Genomic DNA, 26,085 nt, shown 5'->3' on the forward strand with positions numbered 1-26,085 from the left:
CCAAAGCTTGCGGCCATCATCCGCTCAAAATATCATCCAGTTGATCACGATCCAGATCCACGGCATAACCGACCCGAACAGTCGGGACCAAGCCAATGGATGAAAAGTTCGATATCGGTGCGCGCCTCAACGCCATGCGCGGGGCGGCCGGGCTTTCGCAGCGCCAGCTCGCCGAGCGGGCCGGCGTTCCGCACGCACAGATATCCAATGTCGAGACCAACAAGGTCAGTCCCTCCGTTTCGACGCTCCGCAAGATCCTGAACGGTCTCGGCGTCGGCATGGGCGATTTTTTCGAGCCGGAGCGCAGCCCGCCGAAAGGCCCGTTCTTCTCGGCACATGAACTGGTCGACCTGACTTCCAGGGTTGCCACATCGCCGATTGCAGGCGGTGACGGCACGCTGATCTTTCGCCAGATCGGCGATGCGCGGGCGCATAACCTGCAGATCCTCCACGAGATTTACGGCCCCCATGCGGACACTGGCGAAACACGGCTGCAGCACGGTTCCTCGGAAGGCGGCTATGTGGTCGAGGGCGAGCTGGAAGTGACGGTCGGCGACGACGTCCGCATCCTCAAGGCCGGCGAGGCTTACCTCTTCGACAGCCGTATTCCGCACCGATTCCGCAACCCCTCCGACCGGCAGACGATCGTTATTTCGGCCTGCTCGCCGCCCTATCTCTGATTTCGCGATTCCCCTCTTGCTCAATATAATGAGCAAGATTATAGCTTAGGTCATCGACTTTAGGGGATATCGCCATGACCGTCTCAGCAGATCTGCAATCCCGCCAGAAAGCCGCCGTCGCCGGCGGTGTCGGCACAAGGGGTATCTTCGCCCACAAAGCCTTGAACGCCGAACTCTGGGATGTCGACGGCAGGCGCTTCGTCGATTTCGCCGCCGGCATCGCGGTCAACAATACCGGCCACCGCCATCCGGCCGTGATGCGCGCCGTCGCCGAACAGGCTGAACATTTCACCCATACCTGCTTCCACGTCGCGCCTTACGAAGGTTACGTGCGGCTCGCCGAGCGGCTGAACGCGATGGCGCCGACCGGCGCCGAAAACCGCACCATGCTGGTGACCACGGGTGCTGAAGCCGTCGAAAATGCCGTGAAGATCGCCCGCGCCCATACCGGCCGCGCCGGCGTCATCGCCTTTTCCGGCGCCTTCCACGGCCGCACCATGCTCGGCATGGCGTTGACCGGCAAGGTCATGCCCTACAAGAAGAATTTCGGCCCCTTCCCGGCCGATATCTACCATGCGCCCTTCCCCAACCCCTATCTCGGCTTCTCGACCGAGGAGGCGATCGCCGGCCTCGAACGGCTGTTTGCCGCCGATGTCGACCCGGAGCGGATTGCGGCCTTCATCGTCGAACCGGTCCAGGGCGAAGGCGGCTTCAACGTCGCGCCGAAGGAATTCCTCGTACACCTTCGCGAAGTCGCGGATAAATACGGCATCGTGCTGATCGCCGACGAAATCCAGGCAGGCATGGCGCGCACCGGCAGGATGTTCGGCTTCGAACATGCCGGCGTAAAGCCGGATATGATCACCATGGCGAAGGGCCTCGCCGGCGGCTTTCCGCTTTCGGCCGTCACCGGCAAGGCCGAGATCATGAATGCAGCCCATCCAGGTGGGCTGGGCGGTACCTATGCCGGCAATCCGCTGAGCGTCGCCGCCGCCAACGCCGTACTCGACGTCATCGAAGATGAGAAGCTCTGCGAACGCGCCGCCGAAGTCGGCCGCCGGATCACCGAGCGGCTGACGGCAATCGCCACCCGCCAGGGCATGGAACATATCGGCGACGTGCGCGGCCTAGGCGCCATGGTCGCGTTCGAACTGGTCGAGGACCGCCAATCGAAAACGGCGGCGCCTGCCCTCACCAACCGCATCGTCGCGGAAGCGGAAGCCCGCGGTCTGATCCTCCTGTCTTGCGGGACACGCTTCAATGTGATCCGTTTGCTGCCGCCACTCACCATCGAGTGGGAGGTTCTGGAGGAAGGGCTCGCCATTCTCGAAGCTTCGATTGAAGCCGCATTCTCCGACGCAACCGCTTCGGCAGCCGCCTGAGCCTCACTCATCGCCGCTGACCGCAGGACCGATCCGGCCCGCGGTTTCTCTTGGTCGCAGTGGCCTTTGGGAACGCTGCAAAGATAAGGAAAAGCGCATGAACGGCGCCGATATGCTGTGTGATGTCCTTCTGGTGAACGGCGTCGATGTCTGTTTTGCCAATCCCGGCACATCGGAGATGCATTTCGTCGCCGCTCTCGACCGCAAGCCGGCCATGCGCTGCGTGCTCGGCCTGTCGGAAGGTGTCGTCACGGGCGCTGCCGACGGTTATGCCCGCATGGCGGACAAGCCTGCCGCCACCCTTCTCCACCTCGGCCCGGGCCTCGCCAATGGTCTGGCCAACCTCCACAATGCCCGCCGCGCCCGTACGCCGATGCTGAACATCGTCGGCGATCATGCCTCCTATCACCTTCAATATGACGCGCCGCTGACCAGCGATATCGAAAGCCTGGCCCGGCCGATGTCCCATTGGGTCGGACGCGCCAGCGGCCCAGCTGATATCCGCCGCTGCACCGAAGAGAGTTATGTGGCGGCGCTTGCCAATCGCGGCGTCTCGACCATGATCTTGCCGGCGGACGCCGCCTGGGGTGAGGTCTCGCCGGAAACGCTCACGCCGGCCGCAGTCCCTGCCCCGCCGGCCATCGACCCCGAAGCCCTGAATTCCTCCGTCGCCGCCTTGCGCAGCGGCAAGCGTGTCGTGATCATGCTGGCCGGCCAGGCGATGCGGGAAAAGCCGGTCGAGACTGCCGGCCGGATCGCTGCCGCCACCGGCGCGGTACTTTTTTCAACGTCCTCGGGCCGTAGCGCCCGCGGCGCCGGGCGCGCATTCGTCAGACCGGTGCCCTACAAGATCGATCTCGCGGTCGAAGCGCTCAAGGATTTCGAGGTCGCCATCTGCATCGGCGGACCACGCCCGGTCACCTTCTTTGCCTATCCCGGGAAACCGAGCACGACCCTGCCGCCCTCCTGCGAGATCATCCAACTCGCCGAACACGAACACGATCTCGCGGACGTGCTGGCGACGCTTGCCGATGCCCTTGGCATCAAGCCGGATGCGGATTTCATCCGCAACCGGTTGACGCGGGGTGATATCCAGGTGCCGACCGGCGCGCTGACGCCCGATGCGATCAGCTTCGCCATCGGCCGCCGACTTCCGGAAAACGCCATCATCATCGATGAAGGCCTGACCTCCGTCGGCAAATATCCGGTCCTGGCGCCCGGGCTCCCGCCCCACGATCACCTTCCGATCACCGGCGGCGCCATCGGCATCGGCATTCCGCTGGCTGCAGGCGCTGCGATCGGCGCACCGGATCGCAAGGTGGTGGCGATGCAGGCCGACGGCAGCGGCATGTATACCGTGCAGGGCCTCTGGACCCAGGCTCGCGAGCAACTCGACGTCGTCACCATCGTCTTCGCCAACAGCGCCTACCGCATCCTTCAGGGCGAAATGACCAATGTCGGCGTCAACGCCTACGGCCGCAATGCCCAGCGGATGCTCGATCTCGACGCGCCGAAACTCGACTGGTGCTCGCTCGCCAAGGGCCTCGGCGTCGAAGCCGGCCGTGCGACGACGATCGAGGAATTCGTCAAGCTGTTCGACGGCGCGCTTAGCCGCAAGGGGCCTTTCCTGATCGAGACCGTCATCGACTGATTGCTGCAGAGATTGGCCGCAACCGTTACATCGCGACCAGATGACCCGGTGAAACAGTCTTATAGCCAAGCGGATTGACTTTATAGTCGACGGGGCGGATCGGGCTCTTGAGCTCGTCGCTGGCGACCACCCGTTTTTCGCGGCGACGATCGGGGTCCGGTACCGGCACGGCAGCCATCAGTTTCTTCGTATACGCGTGCTGCGGATTGCCGAACACGGAGGCGCGCGGACCGATCTCGACGATCTCCCCGAGATACATGACCGCCACCCGGTGGCTGACCCGCTCAACCACCGCCATGTCGTGGCTGATGAACAGGAAGGCGAGGTTCAGGCTCTGCTGCAGGTCGAGCATCAGGTTGATGACCTGCGCCTTGATCGACACGTCGAGTGCCGAGACGCTTTCGTCCGCAACGATCACCTTCGGTTCGAGCGCAAGCGCCCGGGCGATGCAGATGCGCTGGCGCTGGCCGCCGGAGAATTCGTGCGGATAACGGTTCACCATGTCGGGCGTCAGCCCGACCTTGCGCAGCATGTCGGCGACGACTTCCTTCGCCTGTTTTGCCGTCCCCATCCTGTGTTCGAGATAGGGCTCGGCGATCGCCTGGCCGATCGTCATGCGGGGATTGAGCGAGGCGAACGGGTCCTGGAAGATCATCTGCACGGATTTGCGCATCTCGCGCATTTCGCGTTTGTCCAATGCCAGCACGTCCCGGCCCTCGACGACCACCGAACCGGCGTCCGGCTCGATCAGCCGCATGATCGCGCGGCCGGTCGTCGACTTGCCGCAGCCGCTTTCGCCGACCAGCGACAGCGTCTCGCCGGCCTGCAGATCGAAGGAGACGTTCTCGACCGCGTGCACGCGACCGCTCACCCGACCAAACAAGCCCGAATGGATATCGAAACGCTTGGTGAGGTTCTTCACCTCCAGAACCGGCCGCTCATTGGCGGCAACCGTATCGGCCACTTCCACCTGGACGTCGGATTCCCCGGTCGCCGTGTTGACGACGGGAAAGCGCAGCGGTCGCTGGTACTTCTGCATCGAGCCGAGCACCGGCACGGCCGCAAGCAGCGCCCGCGTATAGGGGTGTTTGCCGCGATGAAAAATGTCCGGCGTGTCGCCCGTCTCCACCTGCTCGCCGCGATACATCACGATCGTCCGGTCGGCGACTTCAGCGACGACGCCCATGTCATGGGTGATGAACAGGACCGACGTCCCCTCCTCGTCCTGCAGCAGCTTGATGAGATCGAGGATCTGGCCCTGGATCGTCACGTCGAGCGCCGTCGTCGGTTCGTCGGCGATCAGCAGTTTCGGCTTCGACGCCAGCGCCATTGCGATCATCACGCGCTGGCGCATACCGCCGGAAAAGCGATGCGGATATTCGTCGAAGCGCGAGGCCGCAGATGGGATACGCACCTTTTCGAGCAGCCGGATGGTTTCGGCCTTCGCATCGGCCGCCGACATCGCCTTGTGGCAGAGCAGCGCCTCGGAAATCTGGTCGCCGATGGTGAAGAGCGGATTGAGGCTCGTCATCGGCTCCTGGAAGATCATCGCGACATCGTTGCCACGCACCTTGCGCATCTCGTGTTCGGGAAGCGCCAGAAGATCGCGCCCGCCGAGCATGATCTTACCCTCGATGCGACTGGTGCCTTCCTGCAGAAGCCGCATGATCGAGAGCGAAGTGACGCTCTTGCCCGACCCGCTTTCGCCGACGATCGCCACGGTTTCGCCGGGAGCGACGGTGAAGGAAACGTCACGCACGACCGACTTCCACTCGCCGTCCACGTTGAACGAGGTCGTCAGGTTCTCGACGGAGAGGACCGGCTGAGTGGACTGGACGGCTTGTGCTTGCGAAATGGCCATGATCGTTCCCTTCCTGTCGTTGTTGTCAGTTCAGTCCGGCCAACGAAGCGCGCCGTCGAAACGGTGGCGGCTGCGTTCTTCGATCGGCGTCGCGATGATCTCGTTGGAGGCCCGAGCCTTGTCGAGCTCTTCCGTCAGGCGGGCCGCGACGATGGTTTCCTGGCCAGGATGCAGGTTGCAGGGATCGAGGTAGAAATAGTGATGTTCCACCTCATGGTCGCGGACGATGACCGGCGGATTGCCACGGCCGAGTGCTGCTGCGAAATCCCAGGCGGTGATATGCGCTTCCGGCGCCGAGATGATCACCCGCATGCGGTCGAGCGGGTTGTTGGTCGGATCCGGCTCGATAAGCGCGGTGACGCCGGGGCGGCCGTCGAGCGTCCGTTTCCAGAGGTTCAGGTAGCCGGTTTCGCGCTCTCGGATACCCGCATGGTCACGCTTTTCCCAGGCTTCCAGCGCCGCCATGACGCCGAACACGCTTTCCTTGCCGACCTTCATGCCCCGGCCGATGCCCATGTTCTGCAGGAAGGCGCTGCGCACCAGCTCCTTTTTGCCGGCAACGATGCCCGAAGTCGGCCCACCGAGGAACTTGTGGCCGGAATAAAGGACGATATCCGCACCCTGAGAAAGGAAGAGCTTGAGGTCATATTCGGAAGCCGCGTCGACGATGACCGGCACACCCTTCGCATGGGCGATTTCGACGAATTCGACAAGGTTGAGCAGGCCGTAGTCGACGACGTGATGCGAGACGACATAGACGGCCGCAGCCGTCTTCTCCGTGATTGCATTCTCCATATGGTAGCGATGCGTCGAGGTCGCCTGGCCGATCAGCACGACCTTGCCGCCGGCGAGCCGGATCGCCTGGTCCACCGGTGCGCCATAGCTCACCACATGGCCCATCTGTACGAGCACTTCGTTCTTGTCCGGCACCGTGTCCGGCAGTTTCTCGATTGCCAGCAGGTTGTTGCCGGTGATGGCGCCAGCGACCGCGAGGCTGATACCCGAGGAGCAGGAGGCCGTGACGAAGCCTACCTCACCGCCGGTCAACCGGGAGATGATCGCGCTTGCCTTGCGCTGCAGATCGTTGATCTCGACGAATTGCGGCAGGATCGCCGACATCGCCGCGACCGCCTCCGGAACCACGATGGAGGCCCCGAGGCTCGTCATCGTGCCGGAAACGTTGATGACCGGGCGAAGGCCGATCTGGGTGCGAATATCATCGGACATTGTCGTTCTCCAAAGTGACGGCCAACCGCGAATTGCCATCGACAGTTATGCCATAGTAATGTAATAGCCTCTCGAAATCACACGAGGAGCCCCACGGGGAACATCGAGTTGGACGCGAAGACTTCATCCGCAGACCTCTCCGTTGAGGCCGTTTCCGAAACGGAGACGGAAGCCAAGGGCGCGCGCCGCTCGCGCGTGAGCGGCATCGACCGCGCACTGCAGGTGATCGATTATCTCTATGAAACGGGTGCGCCGACCGGCGCCTATGCGATCGCCAAGGCGGTCAAGGCGCCGCTGTCGACCGTCTATGTGATCATTGACGATCTGGTCGAGAAGAACATGCTTGCCCGCAATGCCGACGGTTCGATCTGGCTCGGCGCCCGCCTCTACCACTACGGCCTCGCTTATGCCCGGTCGCTGGATTTCATGAGCGTCGCGACCCACGAAATGCACGACCTCTGCCGGCAGGCCGGCGAAACCGTGCAGGTCTGCGGCCGCGACGGTGATTACATGCTGGTGCTCGCCATGGCGGACGGCCCGAGCCATTACCAGGTCGCTTCGCGCGTCGGCACCCGCGTGCCGCTCAACTGGACGGCATCCGGCCGGCTTCTCGTCGGGCACCTGCCCGAGGCCGAGCGGATCGAGCTTTTCAAGCGCTGCGCCCGCACCTCGCCCACCGGCCGCGCCGAGATCGACGCCCGCACGCTGTCCGACTCGGCCGGCAAGGCGTTTGAGGAGCGGCTGTCGATCCAGGTGGCGGAGTCCGATTATGCGGTTGCCTGCATCGCCTCGCCGGTCTGCGACCGGAGCGGTGAGTGCGTCGCCACCATCTCCATCGTGCTGCCTGAACAGAAGGTCGTGTCCGACCGGAACCACTATACGGAGCACGTCCGCGCTTCCGCCCAGCGGATCGAGAAGCTGATGGGTTGGCGCAACCACTGACCTTGTCTCCTAGTCGTTCAGCGAGACGATCGCCTCGATTTCCACGGTGATGTTGCCCGGCAGCGAGCCGAAACCGACGGCCGAACGGGCATGCTGTCCCGCATCCCCGAACACCGAGATAAAGAGGTCCGAGCAGCCATTGATGACGCTCGGATGATCTTCGAAATCCGGTACGGCATTGACCATGCCGAGCAGTTTCACCACCCGCTTCACCCGCGAAAGGTCGCCAAGCGCCTCGTGCATGACCGCAAGTAGGTTGATGCCGACCAGCCGCGCATGCTGATAGGCGAGATCAACGCTGACATCGGCGCCTACCTTGCCGGCATGCAGATGGCCATCCGCCTCGCGTGGCCCCTGGCCGGAGAGGTAGAGCATATTGCCTTCACGGACATGCGTGACGAAATTGGCGATCGGCGGCGGCGGCGGCGGCAGCTTGATGCCGAGCTCGATCAGCCGATCGTAGGGTGTCTGTGCCGTGGGAGCGGCCTTTGCTGAAGACGTATTCACGTCAACTCCTGTCATGCGATTTCAAGGAAACGCCTCAACGCCATGAGTAACCGTGGCTGTGGCGGACGAGCTTGCGGGCCCGCGGGATGTAGCGGCTGGCGGTGATGGCTTCCGAACCGATGACCGCGTAACGCGGCTCGAACAGTTTCTGCAGACGCGAAATGTCGCCGTTGGAATCGGTCGCTTCGAGATCGGCGTCGACGAGATCGAAGATCGTGAAATCGGCGCGCTCGCCAACCGACAGCCGGTTTTCCATGGCAAGCTTGATGACCGAGGCCGGGTGATGGGTGACCGCTTCGACAACCTTGTCGAACGGCATGCCAACCGACAGCAGCTTCGACATGGTGGTCGCCAGGTCCCAGACCGGGAAATTCATCGAATGGCCGTGCAGGTCGGTCGAGATCGAATATGGCAGCAGGCCGCGAGCAATCGCCGCCTCCGCCACCTTGAAAGAGAAGGAGGCGCCGCCATGGCCGATGTCGAGACGGATGCCCTCGCCGGCGCAGCGTTCGGCGAGATTGTAGAGATCCTCGTCTTCCATGATGCTCGAACCGGCCTTGCCGTTGAAGCAATGGGTGACGACGTCGCCGGGGCCAAGGATTTCCAGCACCTCGTCGTAGAGCGCCGGCGGCTCGCCGACATGCACCATCATCGGCACCTTGAGAATCTTGGCGATCTTCTTGCCGAGCTTAACCGGTGTGACGCCCCAGGAACCGGTGATCACATGGCTCGCCCGCACCTTGATGCCGACGATATGCTCCTTGTTTTCCGCATAACATTCGAGGATGCGGTCGAGGTCGATATCGCGGATATCACGCAATTCGGCAACACGGTTGCAGGCAACCAGGCCGATCGAGCCGAGGTTCAGGAACGCCTTGATGCGCTCCTTGGACGGCTCGATGATGTACTCGCGAAAACCGTGGAAATTGGCCTCGCCGGCAGAACCGGCGTCGACCAGTGTCGTCACGCCGCGCTCGGCGCCGCATTCCGACGGACGGAGCGAGATATCGGTGCCGCCATGCCAGATATGCACATGCAGGTCGATCCAGCCGGGCGAGATGAAGGCGCCATTGCCGTCGACCCGGATTGCGTCCGCGGGTGCTGCAAGCGACGGGCCGACGGCGGAAATCCGCCCGTCGGCGCCGACCAGGATGTCGGTCGTGCCGGAGGCCGCATTGTCGCCGAAAGCCATCGGCTTCACGTTGGTGAGGAGGAGCGGCTGGCCCGCTGTTTCACCGGTCATTTAAAGGTCCTTTCGAAGTCTTGGATCGAGCATGTCCCGCAATCCGTCGCCGACCATCTGCAGCGACAGAACGGAAAGAATGATGGCAAAGCCCGGAAAATAGGTCATCCAGTCGGCCTGACCGATATATTGGCGCCCGCTGGCAATCATCGTTCCCCAGGTGGGAATTTCCGGGCTGACGCCGAGGCCGAGGAAGGAAAGTCCGGCTTCGGCAAGCATGGCGCTGGCGAACAGGAACGTGCCCTGCACCAGGATCGGCGATATGAGGTTGCGCAGTACGTGCCGCGTCATGATGTGGAAGGTCGAGATGCCCAGCGCCTTGGCCGCCTCCACGTAAGGCAGTTCGCGGATCACCAGCGTCGAGGCCCGAACGATACGGGCAAGCCTCGGCGAATAGACGATCGACAGCGCGATGATCACCGTCACCAGCGATGGCCCGAGCGCTGCGACCAGCGCGATCGCGAGCAGGATGTCCGGAAAGGCCATCATCGCATCGATCAGCCGGGCGATCGGCGTATCGAGTTTCTGGAAGAAGCCGGCAAGCAGCCCGAGCGTCACGCCGATGATCGCCGAAAGGCTGACGACCGCAGCCCCGACCAGCAGCGACAGCCGCCCCGCAAAAATGGTGCGCGAGAAGATGTCGCGGCCGAATTCGTCGGTGCCGAACCAGTAGATCTCGCTCGGCGGCTTCAGCCGGTTGACGATCGACAGTTTCGACGGCGAATAAGGCGCTATCCACGGCGCCAGAACCGCCAGCAGGACGAAGATCACGATGACGACCAGCCCGAGCGCGACCGTCTTGCGTTTCAGGAACCGGCGGAAGAACTTGGCTCCTTCGCTTGCGGCCGGCTTGGTGGTGACAATTTCCGCCATCAGTAGCGCACCCTTGGATCGACCAGCAGATAGAGCATGTCGATCGCGAAATTGATCAGGACATAGAGGGCGGCGATGACGAGCAGCGCGCCCTGGATGACGGGATAGTCACGCCGCAGCACCGCCGAGACCACCAGATTGCCGACGCCCGGTAGGCCGAACACGGTTTCGGTGACCACGGCGCCGGAAATCAGCACCGCGGCGGTGAGGCCGAGCACGGTGAGGATCGGGATCAGCGCGTTCTTCAGCGCATGTTTCAGCACCACCCGCCGCTCGATCAGCCCTTTTGCACGGGCAGTGCGGATGTAATCGTCACCAAGCACATCGAGCATGGAGGCGCGGGTGAACCGCAGGATCAGCGCCGAGGAAACGAGGCCGAGCGCGAAGGCCGGCAATGTCAGGTGATACATGCGCTCGCCGAAGCTCGCGCCCGGCCCGCCGTAACCGGAAACCGGGAAGATGTTGAGCCGTACCGCGAAGAACTGCATCAGGATGAGCCCGAGCCAGAAGCTCGGAATACTGGCAGCCAGCATCGCCACCATCATCGCAGCCTGGTCGACGAAGGATCCACGCCGATAGGCGGCATAGATGCCGATCGGCAGCGCGATGAGGCTGGCAATCGCCAGCGAGAAAATCGTCAGGAAGAAAGTCGGTTCGGCGCGGTCGAGAAGCGCTGACGTCACCGGCATGTTGAGGAAGATCGACTGGCCGAGATCGCCCTTGAGAAGCTGGCCGATATAGAAGACGTATTGAACCGCGATCGACTGATCGAGGCCGAGACGCGTGCGCAGCTGGGCGACGTCCTGGGCCGTGGCATCCGGGCCGAGCATGACCGCGGCCGGATCGCCAGGCGTCACGCGAACGATCACGAAGACGATCGTGACGACGAGGAACATCACCACGATCATGCCGGCAAGACGTTGGAGAATGTAGCGTATCATTCGAAGATGTTCCTGTGTCCGGACGTGCGGACATCATTGAAAGCGGATGCCGATCCGTAGACCGGCATCCGCGTCCCTCGGGAGGGTTGTTACTTCTTGATCGAGGCGTTCCAGAAATAGGGCCACGGAGCCGGATCGACGCCCTGAAGCTTGGTCGAGATCGCAGAGACCGCGTTGAAATCACCGATCTTCATGAAAGGCGCTTCGTCATACAGGGCCTTCTGGACATTGGCCCAGAGCTCGACACGCTTCTTCGGATCCGACTCTGCCGAGAAAGCATCCACGGCCGCCTTTCTGGCAGGCGTATCCCACCAGCCTGGCGAAGTCGGGGCCAGCGAACCGATCAATGCCGGCTCCGGCAGGAAGGGGCTGTGGGTGATGTAGATGTCCCAGAGTGCCTTGTCGGTGCGGCGCTGGGTGAGCGTCGCCCAGTCGACCACCTGCATGTCGACAGTAAAGCCGGCAAGCTTCAGATATTCGGCAGCAACCTGCGCCATCTTGTAGTGGAACTCGTATTGGCGGCTGGTCAGGATACGGATCGGCTTGCCGTCATAACCTGCGGCCTTCGCGGCCTTGGCGGCACCTTCCGGATCGGCGACGTTGTAATTGCCCTTCACGCCGGCATCCGTGCTCCAGGTGAAGGAGGCCGGGTAGATGTTGCCGTCGAGGGCGTAGAAGTCCTTGCTGCCGAAGGCGGCGGCAAGCATGTCTTCCATGCTGAGCGCCTGGCGGATCGCCTTGCGGACGGCGAGGTTCTTGGCAGCACCTTCGGCGGTATTGAAGACGAAGACCGGGTAGCCGAACGGCTTCAGGAGTAGCGGCTGAGTGGCCTTCGAGGCCTTCACCTTGTCGAAGGATTCGACCGGCAGCGAGTCGATATAGTCGTACTGGCCGGAAATGGCGGCCTCTACGCGCGTGTTGGGGTCCGGAACCGGCACGAAACGGATCTCGTCGAGATACTGGTGGCGGGCACCGCCGTAACCGTCGCTCTCGCCCGAACGCGGCTTATAGTCCTTGAAGCGGACGAGCTGGATATACTGGTCGGCCTTGCGCTCCTTCAGCATGTAAGGCCCGGTGCCGATGAAATCGGTCATCGTATCGGCCTGCTTCTCCGACGGGATGATGATCGCGKCGGAGTTGTTGAAGGCGAGCAACGAGACAAGCGGCGCATACGGCTGCTTCAGCTTGATCGTCACGGTCGTCGGATCGGCAGCGGAAATGGTGTCGATGAAGCCGACGGCCTGCTTGCCCCGAGAGGCGAGCTTGGTCCAGCGGGTTAGCGAGGCGACCACGTCTTCCGAGGTCATGTCGCTGCCGTCGTGGAACTTGATGCCGGTGCGCAGCTTGATCGTATAGGTCTTGCCGTCGGCGCTGACCTCCGGAAGGCTTTCCGCCAGAAGCGGCGTAACATCCCACTTCTTGTTGAATGTGTAGAGCGTCTCGAAAATGTGCTGGGTGACGATACCCACGAGGTCGGCCGTCGACGTCATCGGATCGAGTGTCGGCGGCTCGCCGATGGTGGCGACGTTGACGACGCCGCCCTTCTCCTGCGCCATCAGAAATGACGGCGTGGCGACGAGCGCGGTTGCAACCAGGAATGCAAGCTTTAATCTCATGGTAGTCTCCCGTTTTTTGTTCCACAATTATGTTATATAAGCTTTTATAACAGAATATAGAACGCAGCCAGCCTGTCAATGGGCGCGCGGGAACATGCGCTGGTCCTATGCAAATTGCCGGGTTGAAATGATGGATACCGCCTGCAGCAGCCCTCAATGTTACGTGAAGTCGCTGACAGCCCCTCACAAAATTTCGCGCTCTCTGTTACGTGGGGGCTGGACGAACGTGTCTTCGACGGCGAAAGCAGATAGCCTTCGCGTCCTCTACAAATGCTAGGAGCCAGAAGTGACCGATTCCAATTACACTCCGCCGAAAGTATGGACCTGGGACAAATCCAATGGAGGCCAGTTCGCGAGCATCAATCGCCCGATCGCCGGCCCGACCCATGAAAAAGAATTGCCGGTCGGACGTCACCCCCTCCAGCTCTATTCGCTGGCGACGCCGAACGGCCAGAAGATCACGATCATGCTGGAAGAATTGCTGGCACTCGGGCATTCCGGCGCCGAATACGACGCCTGGCTGATCAAGATCGGCGACGGAGACCAGTTCGGCTCCGGCTTTGTCGAGGTCAATCCCAATTCCAAGATCCCGGCGCTGATGGACCGGTCCGGGCCTCAGCCGATCAGGGTCTTCGAGTCGGGCGCCATCCTCGTCTATCTCGCGGAGAAATTCGGCGCCTTCCTGCCGACCGAGCCTGCCAAGCGCGCCGAATGCCTGTCCTGGCTGTTCTGGCAGATGGGCAGCGCCCCCTATCTCGGCGGCGGCTTCGGGCACTTCTATGCCTACGCCCCGACCAAGATCGAATACGCGATCGACCGCTTCGCGATGGAAACCAAGCGCCAGCTCGATGTGCTCGACCGGCGGCTTGCCGAAAGCGAATATATCGCAGGCAGCGCCTACACGATCGCCGACATGGCGATCTGGCCCTGGTACGGCGGCCTCGCGAAGGGCTGGCAGTATGGCGCCGGCGAATTCCTTTCGGTCCAGGACTACACCCACGTCCAGCGTTGGGCCGACGCTATTCTGGATCGCCCCGCCGTCAAGCGCGGTCGAATGGTCAATCGCCTCAGCGGCGACCTGTCCGGCCAGCTTCACGAGCGCCATGACGCCAGCGACTTCGAGACCAAAACCCAGGACAAACTGGCCGCGAGCTGAAAACAGCCCTTCGAGCCAGATGGACAAAACGAGATGGATGTGGCCCATTCGGGCCACATCGTCTGGGAGGCATATTTTTAACATGACCGACAATCTTATCGACACTTCCACGAACGGCCTTTTCCTCGGCCGGGTCTGGAATCCCGCTGCTTCAGGCCCTAGCCTCGTCACGTTGCGCAACGACGATCTGGTCGACATCACCAGCAAGGAGACGCCGACCGTCAGCGCGCTTCTGGAGCGCGCAGATGCTGCGGATTTCGTCCGCAACGCGACCGGCCCGGTCCTCGGCACGCTGGAAGACATTGCCGGAAACAGCACGGGTCGGCCCGACCTGTCGCGTCCCCATCTTCTGGCACCGGCCGATCTGCAGGCGATCAAGGCCTGCGGCGTCACCTTCGCGCAGTCGATGATCGAGCGGGTCATCGAGGAAAAGGCGGCCGGCAACCCCGACAAGGCGGCAGCGATCCGCGAGACGGTCAGCACGATCATCGGCGGCAGCCTCAAGGACCTGAAGGCCGGCTCCCCGCAATCCGCGAAGGTCAAGGAAGCCCTGATCCGGGAAGGCATGTGGTCGCAATATCTCGAAGTCGGGATCGGGCCGGATGCGGAGGTCTTTACGAAGGCACCGGTGCTTTCCTCGATGGGGTGGGGAGCGGATGTCGGCCTGCACCCGGTCTCGACCTGGAACAATCCGGAGCCGGAAATCGTGCTCGCGGTCAACAGCCGCGGCGAGATCAAGGGCGCGGCGCTCGGCAACGACGTCAACCTGCGCGATGTCGAAGGGCGCTCGGCGCTTCTGCTCGGCAAGGCGAAAGACAACAACGCCTCCTGCTCGATCGGACCTTTCATCCGCCTCCTCGATGAAAGTTATGGACTGGACGATGTCCGCAATGCCGAACTCGACCTGCGGGTTACCGGCCCGGATGGTTATATCCTCAACGGCAAGAGCTCCATGTCGAAGATCAGCCGCGACCCGCTCGAACTCGTCAAACACACCTGCGGTGATCACCATCAATATCCCGACGGCTTCATGCTGTTCCTCGGCACGTTGTTTGCGCCGACCGAGGATCGCGATGTTCCGAACCAGGGCTTTACCCACAAGATCGGTGACATCGTCGATATCTCGTCCCCGGCCCTCGGCACGCTGCGCAACACGGTGCGCCTCTCCACCGAATGCCCACCGTGGAGCTTCGGCATTTCGGCGCTGATGAAGAATCTCGCCGCGCGAGGACTGCTCTAAACGGAGCGGCCTCGTCTCGCCACGGCCGTCAAGTCGGCCTATGAGACCGGCACAGACCAAACGGGACGCTTAAGAGAATGAACACGCCTTGGAACAAGCCGGTCGTCATATCGATCGGCGAACCGCCGGCCGAGACCGCGATCGAGACGACGCAGGGTGCTGCCTGGGCGATGATCGAGGACTGGCCGGTGGAGGATGGCACGGCCCTCGACCGGGCTCTCGCCGTCTGCGCCGCGGTGGATGCCGGAAAGAGCAAGCCGGACGACGCCAGAAAGGCCTTTGTCGAGGCCGCGAAGGAAGCGCATATCCTGGTCCGAGCCTAGGCTTGCTGCGGGTCAGGACTTCGCAGTTCCCGACTACCGTACCGGATCACCCGCTCCTTCGCCGGAAACAAGTGCCTGGCGGTTCGATCGCCGGTTATGCAGCTTTGCGAGGATCAGGTAGATGATCGGCGTCGTGTAGAGGGTCAGGATCTGCGAGATGATCAGCCCGCCGACGATGGTGATGCCGAGCGGACGCCTGAGCTCCGAACCCGGCCCGGTGGCGATGATCAGCGGAACGGCGCCCATGATCGCCGCCAGCGTCGTCATCAGGATCGGCCGGAAACGCTGCAGGCACGCCTGGAAGATCGCCTCGTCGGGGGCCAACCCTAGCCGGCGTTCAGCCTGCAACGCGAAATCGACCAGCATGATGCCGTTCTTCTTGACGATGCCGATCAGCAGAACGATACCGATGAAGGCGATGATCGTCAGCTCCGTGCCGCTGATCATCAGGGCAAGCAGCGCCCCGAGCCCTGCAGATGGCAGCGTCGAGATGATCGTCAGCGGATGCGCGAGGCTCTCGTAGAGAATGCCGAGCACGATATAGACCGTCAGGATGGCGGCGACCATCAACAGCGGCTGATTGTTGGACGAGCTGCCGGCCCCGGCATCGCCGGCAAATTCGGCATGCAGCGTGTCTGGAATGTGCAATTCGCCGACCGCATGCAGCACCGCATCATTGGCATCCTGCAGCGTACCTCCGAGCTTGACGTTGTAGGACATCGTCACCGAGGGAAACTGGCCTTGATGATTGACGACGAGCGGCGCGAGTGTCCGCTCGATTGAGGTGACGCTTGAGATCGGCACCAGCTTCCCGCCCGCCGCCGGCACGTAGAGCCCGGAGATATCGGACGGGTCGCGCGCAAAGCGCGGATCGGCTTCCAGCACCACCCGGTATTGGTTGCGTTGCGTGTAGATCGTCGAGACCTGCCGCTGGGCAAAGGCGCTGTTCAGTGCATTGTCGATCGACTGGATGCTGACCCCGAGGCGCGCCGCCTCATCTCGATTGATATTGACAGTCGCCTGCAGGCCGTTCGGCTGGCGGTCCGAATTGACGTCCGTGAGGATCGGCTCCTTGCGCAGCGCTTCGAGAACCTTGGGCGCCCAGGTTGTCAGCTCGTTGAAGTCCTCGTCCCAGAGCGTGAACTGGAACGGCGACGGTGTCGAACGGGCGCCGATGCGGATATCGGACGGCGAAAACAGATAGGAACTGAGCCCCGGAATGGTCGCCAGTTCCTTTCGCATCCGCTCGATCACCTCCGCGGTCGACGCCCGCTCCGAGGGCGGCTTCAGCGCGATCGTCAGCTGGCCGCGATTGACCGAACCGAAAAACCCGCCGCCGGCCGAAGAGCCTATACCGGACACCGCCGGATCTCGGCCCGCGATCTCGGCCGCGCGGCGTTGCAGGGCGACCATGGCTGGATAAGATATGTCGGTCGAGGCCTCCGTGCCGCCCTGGATGAAGCCCGTATCATCCTGCGGAATGAAGCCCTTCGGGATCTTCACATAGAGGTAGGCGGTCAGGCCGATACAGGCGAGGATGACGATGACGGCCGCGACCTGGTGGTGGAGCACGGCTTTGAGCGTGCGGCCATAAAAGCCGATAACCGCTCCCAGCATTCCCGCACGTTCCTGGTCTCCCGTATGAGCGCGCTTCTCATGCGCACGCAGGCGGTGTGCGCAGATCATCGGCGTCAGCGTCAACGAAACCGCCGTAGAGATGACGATCGCAAAACCGAGCGTCAGCGAAAAGCTCTGGAAAAATTTGCCGATGATGCCGCCGAGGAAGAACATCGGAATGAAGGCCGCGAGCAGCGATGCGCTGATCGAGATGACCGTGAAGCCGATCTGCCGTGCCCCCTCCGTCGCCGCCTGCATCGGCTTCATGCCTGCTTCGAGATTGGCATAGATATTCTCGATCATCACGATCGCATCGTCGACCACGAAACCGACCGACACCGCCAGCGCCATCAGCGACAGGTTGTCGAGCGAAAGACCGCAGGCCCACATCGCCGCAAACGTGCCGGCAAGCGACAGCGGCACGGTGACGCCCGCCGCAACCGTTGGCGTCGTGCGGCGCAGGAAAAGGAAGACCACCATCATGACAAGCACGACGGTGATCAGCAGCGTCCACTGCATGTCGTCGACGCTCGCATGAATGGTCGTGGTGCGATCGGCAAGGATGGCGATCTCGACGCCCGCCGGCATCAGCGCCTGGAGTTCCGGGATCAGCGCCTTGACCGCATCTACCGTCTTGATGACGTTGGCGTCGGTTCCCTTGGTGATATTGAGCAGCACTGCCGGCTTGCCGTTATACCAGGCATCCGAACGCCGGTTGCGCACGCCCGGCTCGACGATGGCGATGTCCGACAGGCGCGTGGCGACGCCGTTATTGCTGCGGATGACGATCCGGCCATATTCTTCCGGCGTCCGCAACTGGTTGTTCATGCCGATCGAAAAGGCGAGGTCGCTGCCATTGATCGAGCCGATCGGCCCCAATGTGGCGGCGCTGACGATGGCCGTGCGGACCGCATCGAGCGACAGGCCGATCGCCGCAAGCCGGCTGGGATCGAGCCGCACCCGGATCGCCGGCTGGTCGGCACCGCTGACGCTGACATCGCCGACCCCATCCACCTGCGATATGCGCTGCACGACCAGAGTATCGGCAGCATCGTAGATCGCACTCGGCGCGACATTGTCCGATGTCAGCGCAAGGCTGAGGATCGGCGCCGCGGCGGGATTGACCTTGCGGAACGACGGCAGCGACGGGAGATCCGACGGCAGGTCGACCGCCGCAGCATTGAGCGCCGCCTGCACATCCTGCGCCGCCCCGTCGATGGTTCGCGCGATATCGAACTGGATGGTGATGTTGGTCGAACCCAGCGCGCTGGACGAGGTCAGTTCGGTAACACCCGCAATCGCACCCAGATGCCGTTCCAATGGAGCAGCGACGCTCGCCGCCATGCTGGAGGGATCGGCGCCTGGCCGGCTCGCCGTCACCCGGATGGTCGGCAGATCGACAGAGGGAAGATTGGAAACCGGCAGGAAACGGTAGGCGGCGATGCCGAGGATCATCAGGCCGATCGCCAAAAGCGTCGTGCCGACCGGCCTGCGGATGAAGGTCTCCGAGAGGTTCACGGTGACCCTCCGAGCTCGCTCTCCGCCGGCAAAGGCGATTGTCCCGTCGTCCGGCCGACGATGCGGCTGCGCAGGGTCTCGAATGCCAGGTAGATGACCGGTGTCGTATAGAGCGTCAGAAGCTGGCTCAGAAGCAGGCCGCCGATAATGCTGATGCCGAGCGGGATGCGCAACTCGGAGCCGGTTCCTTCCGCCATCGCCAGCGGCAGGGCACCGAAGAGCGCCGCAAGCGTCGTCATCATGATCGGGCGGAAACGCAGGATCGAAGCTTTCAGGATCGCCTCTCGGGGAGACAGGCCTTCGACGCGTTCCGCCTCGAGCGCGAAGTCGATCATCATGATCGCGTTCTTCTTGACGATGCCCATCAGCAATACGATGCCGATCAAGGCAATCAGCGACAGATCCTGGCCGAACAGCATCAGGGCCAGAAGTGCGCCGACGCCCGCGGACGGCAGGGTCGACAGGATGGTAATCGGGTGAATGGCGCTTTCATACAGCAGCCCGAGAACGATGTAGATGGTGACGATCGCGGCCAGGATCAGCCAGGGCTCTCCGGCCAGCGAATTGGCAAACTCCTCCGCATCGCCGAAATAGTCCCGCTGGATCGACGCCGGAACGCCAATCTCCTCTTCCGCCGCCTTGATGGCGCTGACGGCCTCGCTGAGCGACGCGCCTGGAGCAAGATCGAAGCTGATCGTCACCGACGGGAACTGTTCGTTGTGGCTGATGACGAGCGGCGCCGCCGTAAACGACGTCTTGGCGAAGGCCCCGAGCGGGATCTGCGTATTCGAGGCTCCGGACACATAAAGCCGTTCGAGTGATTTCGGATCGGACTGATATTGCGGCGCCGCTTCCAGAATGACGCGGTACTGGTTCGACTGCGCATAGATTGTGGTGATCTGGCGCTGGCCGAACGCGTCGTTGAGCGTGTCGCTGATCGCCTGCATCGAGACGCCGAGACGGGATGCCGTCTCGCGATCGATATCGAGCAGCAGACGCCCTCCCCCCATCTCGACTTCGGACGAAACGTCGACCAGTTCCGGAAGCTGCTCAAGCCTTGTCGCCAGCCGGTCCGCCCAATCTGAGACGCTCGCCGCCGTGGCACCGGTCAGAATGTATTGATAGGGCGCGCGGCTGACGCGGGTGCTGATGCTGATATCCCGCACCCCCTGGAAGGTGACGCGGACGCCGGGCAATTGCGATACCTCCCGCCTCAACCGGTCGATGACCTCCGGCACGGAAGAGGTCCGGTCGCTTCGCGGCTTGAGCACGAGGCTCAGTGTGCCGGTATTGAGCGTCAGGTTGTTCGCACTCGCGCCGACCACGGAGACGATGCCGGTCACGTCCTTATCCTGGCGCAGCCTGTCGGTGACGACGGCCTGGGTCCGTTTCATCGCGTCGAAGGATGTCGTCGGCTCCGTCTCGATGACGGCCGTGATCAGGCCCGTATCCTGGGGCGGCAGAAAACCCTTGGGAATGAAGACATAAAGCGCAAGCGTGGCCGCCAGCGTTGCGACGGTCAGGATCAGCATCAGCGCGCTGCGGTCGACCACCCAGACCAGGCTTCGGTGATAACCTGCAATAACGCGGTCCATGACACGATCGGCACCGGCAAGCACGCCGCGGCGTCCTTCCGCCGGTTTGCGCAAGATGCGGGCGCACATCATCGGCGTCAGCGTCAGCGAAATTACCGCGGAGACGACGACGGCGATCGTCAGCGTCAGGGCGAATTCGCGGAACATCCGGCCGACGATACCGGACATGAACAGCAGCGGGATGAACACGGCAATCAGCGAGACGGTCAGCGAGATGATCGTGAAGCCGATCTCTCCAGCCCCTTTCAGGGCCGCCTGCATTGGGTCCTCGCCCTCCTCGATATGGCGGGCGATGTTTTCGATCATCACGATCGCATCGTCGACCACAAACCCGGTACCGATCGTCAGTGCCATCAGCGACAGGTTGTCGAGACTGAAGCCGGCAAACCACATCACCCCGAAAGTCGCGACCAGCGACAACGGTAGCGCGACCGCCGCGATGATGGTCGCGGTCAGCGTTCGCAGGAATAGCAAGACGACGAGAATGACGAGGCCGATACTGACCCCGAGCGTCCATTGCACGTCATGGATCGAGGCCCGGATCGTTTCCGTCCGGTCATTGACGATATCGAGCGAAATACCCGCCGGCAGCACTTCCCTGAGCCGCGGCACCTGCCTCAGAATGCTGGCGACCGTATCGATGACATTGGCGCCCGGCTGCCTCATGACATCGAGGATGACCGCCGGCTCGCCCTGATACCAGGCGCCGACGCGGGTATTCTCCAGGCCCTGGACGATATCGGCGACATCCTTCAGCCGCACCGGCGCATTGTTCCGGTAGGCGACGACGACATTGCCGTAGATCTCGGGATCGATGATCTGGTCGTTGGCGGCAAGCGTGAAGGATTGATGCGTGCCGTCGAGCGCACCCTTGGCGCCGGCGACGCTGGCGCTGGAAATCGCGGTTCGAAGATCTTCGAGGCCGATGCCATAGGCGGCCAGGCGCGGAATATCGGCCTGGACGCGGATTGCGGGCCGCACCCCGCCCTGGATCGAGACATTGCCAACGCCGGAAACCTGCGCAAGCCGCTGCGCCAGGAGCGTATCGGCGAAATCGCTGAGGTCTCGGATCGGGTAGCTGGCCGAGCGCAGGGCCAGCGTGATGATCGGCGTATCGGCCGGGTTCACCTTGGCATAAGTCGGCGGATAGGGCAGGTTGCGCGGCAGGCCTGAGCCGGCGGCATTGATGGCCGACTGGACGTCCTGAGCGGCGCCGTCGATATCCCGGCCGAGCGCGAATTGCAGCGTCACCTGGCTGATGCCGAAGGCGCTTGACGAGGTCATCGAGGTCAGCGACGGGATCTGGCCGAGCGGCCGTTCGAGCGGTGCGGTCACCAGCGCCGCCATCGTCTCGGGATCGGCACCCGGCAACTGCGTCGTCACCCGGATCGTCGGAAAATCCACCTGCGGCAGCGGCGCGACGGGAAGATTGATATAGCCGAGAATGCCGCCCAGCAGCACGGCGACGCCGAGCAGCGAAGTCGCGATCGGGCGTTTGATGAACAGCGTCGACGTGTTCATTGTTTTGCTTCGGGTAATGCGACCGGCGCAGCACTCGCGGCTTCGGGCCCGCCTGTCTTCTGAGGTCGGCGGTTTGGTCTGCGTTCCTCATTGGGATTGCCGGGGGGATTGCCGGGCGTTGCTGCCGGCGGCTGCGAGGAGGCAACCTCCACATGTTCCCCGTCCCTCAACCGTGAAAAACCGGTGGTCACCACCTTGTCTCGGTCCGCCACGCCCTCGGCAATGACGGTTTGCACATCGTCCTGCTGGCCCAGCTTGACCATTTTCATGCCGACCGTCTGGTCGGGCTTCAGGAGGTAGACGAAGGTGCCGTTAGGGCCTCGCTGGACGGCGGCCGTCGGCACGACGATCACGCCTTTCAGCGTCTCGACGAGAAGGCGGGCATTAACGAAGGCGCCGGGCCAGAGCGCCAGCTTGTCGTTCGGGAAGTTGGCCTTGATCCTGACCGTTCCCGTGGTCGCGTCGACCTGATTGTCCACCGCCGCGAGCACGCCGTTGTCGATCACGCTCTTGCCGTCGCCGGCGATCGCCTCGACCGAAAGCTGCCCGCCGCCGCTCGCCGCATTGACCTTCGCAAGCTGCTGCTGCGGAATGGAAAAGACCACCGAGATCGGCCTGATCTGCGACAGCGTGACGATGCCCGCCGCATCGGAAGAACTGACGATATTGCCGACATCGACATTGCGGATGCCGGTGCGGCCGTCGATCGGCGCCCGGATCGTCGTATAGTCGAGCGAGGCCTGGGCGCTGGCGATCGCCGCGTCGTCGGACTGGACGGCCGCCCGGTACTGCTCGACCTGCGAGCGCGCCGTATCGACCTGCTGCTGCGTGCCCGAGCTCGATTGAACCAGTTTCAGGGACCGGTCCAGAGCAAGTTCGGCATTCTGCAGCAGCGCTTGGTCCTGCGCCTTCTTGCCGATCGCCTGGTCGAGCTGCGCGCGATAGACCGCATCGTCGATCCGCACCAGGACATCGCCCTTCCTGACGTCCTGCCCCTCGTCGAAATGCAGTTCAGCCAGCTTGCCGCTGACCTGCGGGCGAATGGTGACCGTGCTCAACGGCCGGACCGAGCCGACGCCATCGATGAACACCGGCACATCACTCGCCTTGGCATCGGCCACCAGCACCGGAACCGGTTCCGATTGGCCCGATTGACGACCAGGGCGCCGGCGCCCGCCGGCAGGTCGTCCCGCCGGCTGCGCCGCGGTTGCCTCCGTAGGCGCCCAGCCGAGCATGGTTTCCACACGGCCCAGCCAGCGGTCCCGAAGCGCATAGGCTCCGAAGCCCGCTGTGCCCAGGATTATCACGGAAACCAGGACCCAATGCCTACGCGCCATCGACCGCAACTTCTTGACTGCTCGAAAAATCAACTGGATTGAACGCTACTGGTCTAATGCCTGCAATGGAAGGCGCTTTCCGCGGACACGGATTACAAATTGGATAGATTAGGCCGGATGCGGAAAACGCCGAACGACTCACCAAAGCGAAGAAAGGCGTTGACAGCCGCGCCGTTGGTTAGGGACAAGCTAAGGGTAATTTCACGCTTTGCCCTGTTCGCGGCAGGCGCATACCAGGGCCGTCGATCCGCATCGATCGGCAACATAATAAACAGGGGACTTGAGAACATGACCGATTTCGATGCCGTGCACGAACGCCGGGGCACCGGCAGCTCGAAGTGGAGCAAGTATCCGGACGACGTGCTGCCCATGTGGGTCGCCGACATGGACTTCCCCGCGGCACCGGAGATCGTCGACGCTATCCGCAACCGGCTCGAACATCCGATGCTCGGCTATGGTGTCGCCCGCGACGAACTGCGCGCCCAAATCATCTCCGACATGCAGGAAAAATACGGCTGGGCCGTCTCGCCCGACGAGATCGTCTTCCTTCCAGGCGTCGTACCCGGCTTCAACATGGCGCTGCACGCGATGCTTCAGCCCGGCGATGGCGTGCTGGTGCAGACGCCGGTCTATCGGCCGATCCTCGAAGCCCCCGCGAATTGGAACCTCGTCCGGCACGAAGCACCGCTTACCCCGGCCGCTGAAGGCTATGTGATGGATGCCGGTGCCTTCGCCGCGGAACTGGCAAAATCGAAAGCACTGCTGTTCTGCAACCCGCAGAACCCGACGGGCAAGGTATTTACCGCCGACGAACTGAGGACGATCACCGACCTCTGCCGCCAGAACGATACGCTGATCATCTCCGACGAAATCCATTGCGACCTTCTGTTCGACGGTCGCCGCCACGTGCCGATCGCCACGCTTTCTGAAGATGCCGCCAACCGCACGATCACCCTGATGGCCGCCAGCAAGACCTACAACATAGCCGGCCTCAAGACCGCCTTCGCGATCATCGGCAACAAGGCGATCCGCGAAAAATTCAACCAGGCGCGGCTTGGAATGGTCGACAATGCCAATATTATCGGCCTCGAAGCGACGCTTGCGGCCTTCTCGAAGGCGGGCGACTGGAAGACGCGGATGCTCGCCTATATCGAGGCCAACCGCGATTTTCTATCGGCCGAAATCGTGCGCCGGTTTCCAAAGATCAAGCTCATCCCGTCGGAAGGCACGTTCCTCGCCTGGCTCGACTGCACGGAACTGGGTCTGGAACCGGATGCGCAGAGTTATTTCCTTGAGCACGGCAAGGTTGGCTTCAACGCCGGATCGGAATTCGGCGCGGCCTATGGCAACTTCGTCCGCGTCAATTTCGGATGCCCGCGCGCCCTTCTCGAGGAAGGCCTCAGTCGCATGGAACGCGCACTCGGCCGGAATACCTGATCAGTTCATTCGAACGAATAAGAAGAAGTGATCGCCGGCGGAACTCATCCGCCGGCATGATGGCAGACTGAAAGGATCAGACGATCCCGCCACCGCCGCTGGTGGACGCCGGACGTTCGAGCGCGACTTTTTTCCGATAGCCGCTGTCGCGATAGGTCGCGACCGGATCGATCGCGCCGCCTGCACGGCGGCGGGCTTCGGCGAGGATCGGCTCCACATCGGTGCGATAAGCCCGCTTCAGTGTCTCTGAGGCCATCAGCGCATCGTTTTCCTGCTGGAACCCGTCAAGTGCTACCCGATCGACCAGCAAAGCCTGGGCATAGGCACGGCGGATCTCGTTGGCGCTGGAAATCAGGCTCTCGATCGGGTCCGTGACATTGTGCGACTGGTCGATCATATGCGCCGGGCGAAAATCCCTGATGCCGCGATGCTCGGCATCCACTAGTTCGTTGAAGACGAGGAATAGGCGGTAGGGCTCGATAGCGCCCGCATCGAGGTCGTCGTCGCCATATTTGGAATCGTTGAAGTGGAAGCCGCCGAGCTTGCCGAACTGGATGAGGCGGGCAACGATCATCTCGATATTGGTATTCGGCGCATGATGGCCGAGATCGACGAGGCAGAAGGCTTTCGGTCCGAGCGTATTGGCGATCAGGTAGTTGGTGCCCCAATCCTGCACCACCGTCGAATAGAAGGCCGGTTCGTACATCTTGTGTTCGGAMAACAGCCGCCAGTCGTCCGGCAACGCCTTGTAGATCTCCGCCATCGACGCAAGATAACGCTCGAACATCCGCGTGAAATGGCTCTGACCCGGAAAGTTCGAGCCGTCGCCAATCCACACCGTCAGCGCCTTGGAGCCGATCGCCTTGCCGATCTCGATACATTCGAGATTGTGCTCGATCGCCTGAGCGCGTGTCGCAGCATTCGTGTGGCTGAGCGAGCCGTATTTATAGGAGTGCGCCTGGCCGGGAGCATCGGAAAACGTATTCGAGTTCATCGCATCGAAACCGAGACCCAGCGCATCGCCCTTGGCCAGCAATTCCTTCGGATCCGCCTTGTCCCACGGGATATGCAGCGAGACCGTCGGCGTCGCGCGGGTCAATTGGTGGATGACCGAGCAGTCATCGAGCTTGTCGAAAATGCCGCGCGGCTCGCCTTGGCCCGGAAAACGGGCGAAACGCGTGCCGCCGGTGCCGACGCCCCAGGAGGGTACGGCGACGAAGAACTTTTCAACATCCCGGGTGATCGTTTCGATATCGATGCCGCGGCGCGACAGGTTCTCGCCGAGCGCATCGTAATCGGATTTGAGCGCTGCGGAGCGCTTATCGTTTTCAGCGGCGATCACATTGGTCGTGATCTTGAGTTCAGTCATTCGGTCCTCCCATCTGATCTTTGTCTCTTCTCCCCAGCGGGGAGAAGGT

At 62.6% G+C, this 26,085-nt stretch carries 19 protein-coding genes; 8 read left to right on the forward strand and 11 right to left on the reverse strand.

The features are described 5' to 3' along the window. Positions 1-95: 95 nt before the first annotated feature. The 3 genes from AC1D3C_RS15405 (at position 96) to AC1D3C_RS15415 (ending at position 3,713) form a co-directional block, all read left to right on the forward strand. Positions 96-680 carry a cupin domain-containing protein gene (locus tag AC1D3C_RS15405; protein WP_477483484.1) on the forward strand — a complete coding sequence of 195 codons (585 nt, stop codon included), beginning with the start codon at positions 96-98 and terminating at the stop codon, positions 678-680. A 74-nt stretch (positions 681-754) separates the two neighbouring features. Beyond that, on the forward strand, positions 755-2,062 hold the full coding sequence (gene gabT / locus AC1D3C_RS15410; protein WP_477483485.1) for a 4-aminobutyrate--2-oxoglutarate transaminase: 1,308 nt from the start codon (positions 755-757) through the stop codon (positions 2,060-2,062). A gap of 97 nt (positions 2,063-2,159) precedes the next feature. After that, positions 2,160-3,713 carry an acetolactate synthase large subunit gene (locus tag AC1D3C_RS15415; protein WP_477483486.1) on the forward strand — a complete coding sequence of 518 codons (1,554 nt, stop codon included), beginning with the start codon at positions 2,160-2,162 and terminating at the stop codon, positions 3,711-3,713. Between the two features lie 25 nt (positions 3,714-3,738). On the opposite strand, the gene AC1D3C_RS15420 is transcribed toward AC1D3C_RS15415, so the two are convergent. Both AC1D3C_RS15420 and AC1D3C_RS15425 read right to left on the reverse strand, forming a co-directional pair. Further along, entirely contained in the window at positions 3,739-5,574 is a 1,836-nt protein-coding gene (locus tag AC1D3C_RS15420) for an ABC transporter ATP-binding protein (protein WP_477483487.1), read from the reverse strand. Positions 5,575-5,604: 30 nt separating this feature from the next. After that, the gene (locus AC1D3C_RS15425; RefSeq protein WP_477483488.1) at positions 5,605-6,801 is read right to left on the reverse strand and encodes an aminotransferase class V-fold PLP-dependent enzyme; all 1,197 of its coding nucleotides are present in this window, start codon (positions 6,799-6,801) and stop codon (positions 5,605-5,607) included. A 102-nt stretch (positions 6,802-6,903) separates the two neighbouring features. Here AC1D3C_RS15425 and AC1D3C_RS15430 point away from each other — a divergent pair, with 102 nt between their 5' ends. Further along, on the forward strand, positions 6,904-7,743 hold the full coding sequence (locus AC1D3C_RS15430) for an IclR family transcriptional regulator (RefSeq protein ID WP_477483510.1): 840 nt from the start codon (positions 6,904-6,906) through the stop codon (positions 7,741-7,743). 9 nt (positions 7,744-7,752) lie between these two features. Here the strand turns inward: AC1D3C_RS15430 and AC1D3C_RS15435 are convergent, their stop codons facing one another. The 5 genes from AC1D3C_RS15435 to AC1D3C_RS15455 all read right to left on the reverse strand — a co-directional run bounded on the left by AC1D3C_RS15435 (position 7,753) and on the right by AC1D3C_RS15455 (position 12,923). Beyond that, a complete protein-coding gene (locus AC1D3C_RS15435) occupies positions 7,753-8,265 on the reverse strand; it encodes a RidA family protein (RefSeq protein ID WP_051899842.1) in 513 nt (170 codons plus the stop codon). Positions 8,266-8,284: 19 nt separating this feature from the next. After that, positions 8,285-9,493 carry an amidohydrolase/deacetylase family metallohydrolase gene (locus AC1D3C_RS15440; RefSeq protein WP_477483489.1) on the reverse strand — a complete coding sequence of 403 codons (1,209 nt, stop codon included), beginning with the start codon at positions 9,491-9,493 and terminating at the stop codon, positions 8,285-8,287. After that, positions 9,494-10,366: an ABC transporter permease gene (locus AC1D3C_RS15445; RefSeq protein WP_247137712.1), complete on the reverse strand. Its 873-nt coding sequence runs from the start codon at positions 10,364-10,366 to the stop codon at positions 9,494-9,496. After that, positions 10,366-11,307 (reverse strand): ABC transporter permease, encoded by a 942-nt coding sequence (locus AC1D3C_RS15450; RefSeq protein ID WP_038549714.1) that lies wholly within the window; start codon positions 11,305-11,307, stop codon positions 10,366-10,368. The genes AC1D3C_RS15445 and AC1D3C_RS15450 overlap by 1 nt, the downstream gene beginning before the upstream one ends. Positions 11,308-11,396: 89 nt before the next feature. Continuing rightward, positions 11,397-12,923 carry an ABC transporter substrate-binding protein gene (locus AC1D3C_RS15455; protein ID WP_477483490.1) on the reverse strand — a complete coding sequence of 509 codons (1,527 nt, stop codon included), beginning with the start codon at positions 12,921-12,923 and terminating at the stop codon, positions 11,397-11,399. 286 nt (positions 12,924-13,209) lie between these two features. On the opposite strand from AC1D3C_RS15455, the gene yghU reads away from it, so the two are divergent. The 3 genes from yghU (at position 13,210) to AC1D3C_RS15470 (ending at position 15,642) form a co-directional block, all read left to right on the forward strand. Continuing rightward, entirely contained in the window at positions 13,210-14,079 is an 870-nt protein-coding gene (yghU, locus tag AC1D3C_RS15460; RefSeq protein WP_477483491.1) for a glutathione-dependent disulfide-bond oxidoreductase, read from the forward strand. 82 nt (positions 14,080-14,161) lie between these two features. Next, the gene (locus tag AC1D3C_RS15465; RefSeq protein ID WP_477483492.1) at positions 14,162-15,319 is read left to right on the forward strand and encodes a fumarylacetoacetate hydrolase family protein; all 1,158 of its coding nucleotides are present in this window, start codon (positions 14,162-14,164) and stop codon (positions 15,317-15,319) included. A gap of 77 nt (positions 15,320-15,396) precedes the next feature. Further along, positions 15,397-15,642 carry a DUF982 domain-containing protein gene (locus AC1D3C_RS15470; protein WP_477483493.1) on the forward strand — a complete coding sequence of 82 codons (246 nt, stop codon included), beginning with the start codon at positions 15,397-15,399 and terminating at the stop codon, positions 15,640-15,642. Between the two features lie 33 nt (positions 15,643-15,675). Here the strand turns inward: AC1D3C_RS15470 and AC1D3C_RS15475 are convergent, their stop codons facing one another. Genes AC1D3C_RS15475 through AC1D3C_RS15485 form a run of 3 tightly spaced genes read right to left on the reverse strand, consistent with a single transcriptional unit; the run spans position 15,676 to position 23,230 of the window. Beyond that, the gene (locus AC1D3C_RS15475) at positions 15,676-18,777 is read right to left on the reverse strand and encodes an efflux RND transporter permease subunit (RefSeq protein WP_477483494.1); all 3,102 of its coding nucleotides are present in this window, start codon (positions 18,775-18,777) and stop codon (positions 15,676-15,678) included. After that, on the reverse strand, positions 18,774-21,893 hold the full coding sequence (locus tag AC1D3C_RS15480) for an efflux RND transporter permease subunit (RefSeq protein ID WP_477483495.1): 3,120 nt from the start codon (positions 21,891-21,893) through the stop codon (positions 18,774-18,776). Before AC1D3C_RS15480 ends, AC1D3C_RS15475 begins: the two co-directional genes overlap by 4 nt. Continuing rightward, a complete protein-coding gene (locus AC1D3C_RS15485) occupies positions 21,890-23,230 on the reverse strand; it encodes an efflux RND transporter periplasmic adaptor subunit (RefSeq protein ID WP_477483496.1) in 1,341 nt (446 codons plus the stop codon). Before AC1D3C_RS15485 ends, AC1D3C_RS15480 begins: the two co-directional genes overlap by 4 nt. Positions 23,231-23,518: 288 nt before the next feature. On the opposite strand from AC1D3C_RS15485, the gene AC1D3C_RS15490 reads away from it, so the two are divergent. Next, a complete protein-coding gene (locus AC1D3C_RS15490; RefSeq protein ID WP_477483497.1) occupies positions 23,519-24,667 on the forward strand; it encodes a MalY/PatB family protein in 1,149 nt (382 codons plus the stop codon). A 76-nt stretch (positions 24,668-24,743) separates the two neighbouring features. On the opposite strand, the gene rhaI is transcribed toward AC1D3C_RS15490, so the two are convergent. Next, positions 24,744-26,036, reverse strand: coding sequence for an L-rhamnose catabolism isomerase (rhaI, locus tag AC1D3C_RS15495; RefSeq protein WP_477483498.1), 1,293 nt, complete (start codon positions 26,034-26,036; stop codon positions 24,744-24,746). Between the last annotated feature and the right edge of the window lie 49 nt (positions 26,037-26,085).

This window comes from Neorhizobium sp. P1_A6, assembly GCF_056406795.1.

Bases quoted from the DNA above. Each gene is read 5' to 3' on its own strand.
- AC1D3C_RS15405 (WP_477483484.1), top strand. From the start codon at position 96: ATGGATGAAAAGTTCGATATCGGTGCGCGCCTCAACGCCATGCGCGGG.
- gabT (WP_477483485.1), top strand. From the start codon at position 755: ATGACCGTCTCAGCAGATCTGCAATCCCGCCAGAAAGCCGCCGTCGCC.
- AC1D3C_RS15415 (WP_477483486.1), top strand. From the start codon at position 2,160: ATGAACGGCGCCGATATGCTGTGTGATGTCCTTCTGGTGAACGGCGTC.
- AC1D3C_RS15420 (WP_477483487.1), bottom strand. From the start codon at position 5,574: ATGGCCATTTCGCAAGCACAAGCCGTCCAGTCCACTCAGCCGGTCCTC.
- AC1D3C_RS15425 (WP_477483488.1), bottom strand. From the start codon at position 6,801: ATGTCCGATGATATTCGCACCCAGATCGGCCTTCGCCCGGTCATCAAC.
- AC1D3C_RS15435 (WP_051899842.1), bottom strand. From the start codon at position 8,265: ATGACAGGAGTTGACGTGAATACGTCTTCAGCAAAGGCCGCTCCCACG.
- AC1D3C_RS15440 (WP_477483489.1), bottom strand. From the start codon at position 9,493: ATGACCGGTGAAACAGCGGGCCAGCCGCTCCTCCTCACCAACGTGAAG.
- AC1D3C_RS15445 (WP_247137712.1), bottom strand. From the start codon at position 10,366: ATGGCGGAAATTGTCACCACCAAGCCGGCCGCAAGCGAAGGAGCCAAG.
- AC1D3C_RS15450 (WP_038549714.1), bottom strand. From the start codon at position 11,307: ATGATACGCTACATTCTCCAACGTCTTGCCGGCATGATCGTGGTGATG.
- AC1D3C_RS15465 (WP_477483492.1), top strand. From the start codon at position 14,162: ATGACCGACAATCTTATCGACACTTCCACGAACGGCCTTTTCCTCGGC.
- AC1D3C_RS15470 (WP_477483493.1), top strand. From the start codon at position 15,397: ATGAACACGCCTTGGAACAAGCCGGTCGTCATATCGATCGGCGAACCG.
- AC1D3C_RS15480 (WP_477483495.1), bottom strand. From the start codon at position 21,893: ATGAACACGTCGACGCTGTTCATCAAACGCCCGATCGCGACTTCGCTG.
- AC1D3C_RS15485 (WP_477483496.1), bottom strand. From the start codon at position 23,230: ATGGCGCGTAGGCATTGGGTCCTGGTTTCCGTGATAATCCTGGGCACA.
- AC1D3C_RS15490 (WP_477483497.1), top strand. From the start codon at position 23,519: ATGACCGATTTCGATGCCGTGCACGAACGCCGGGGCACCGGCAGCTCG.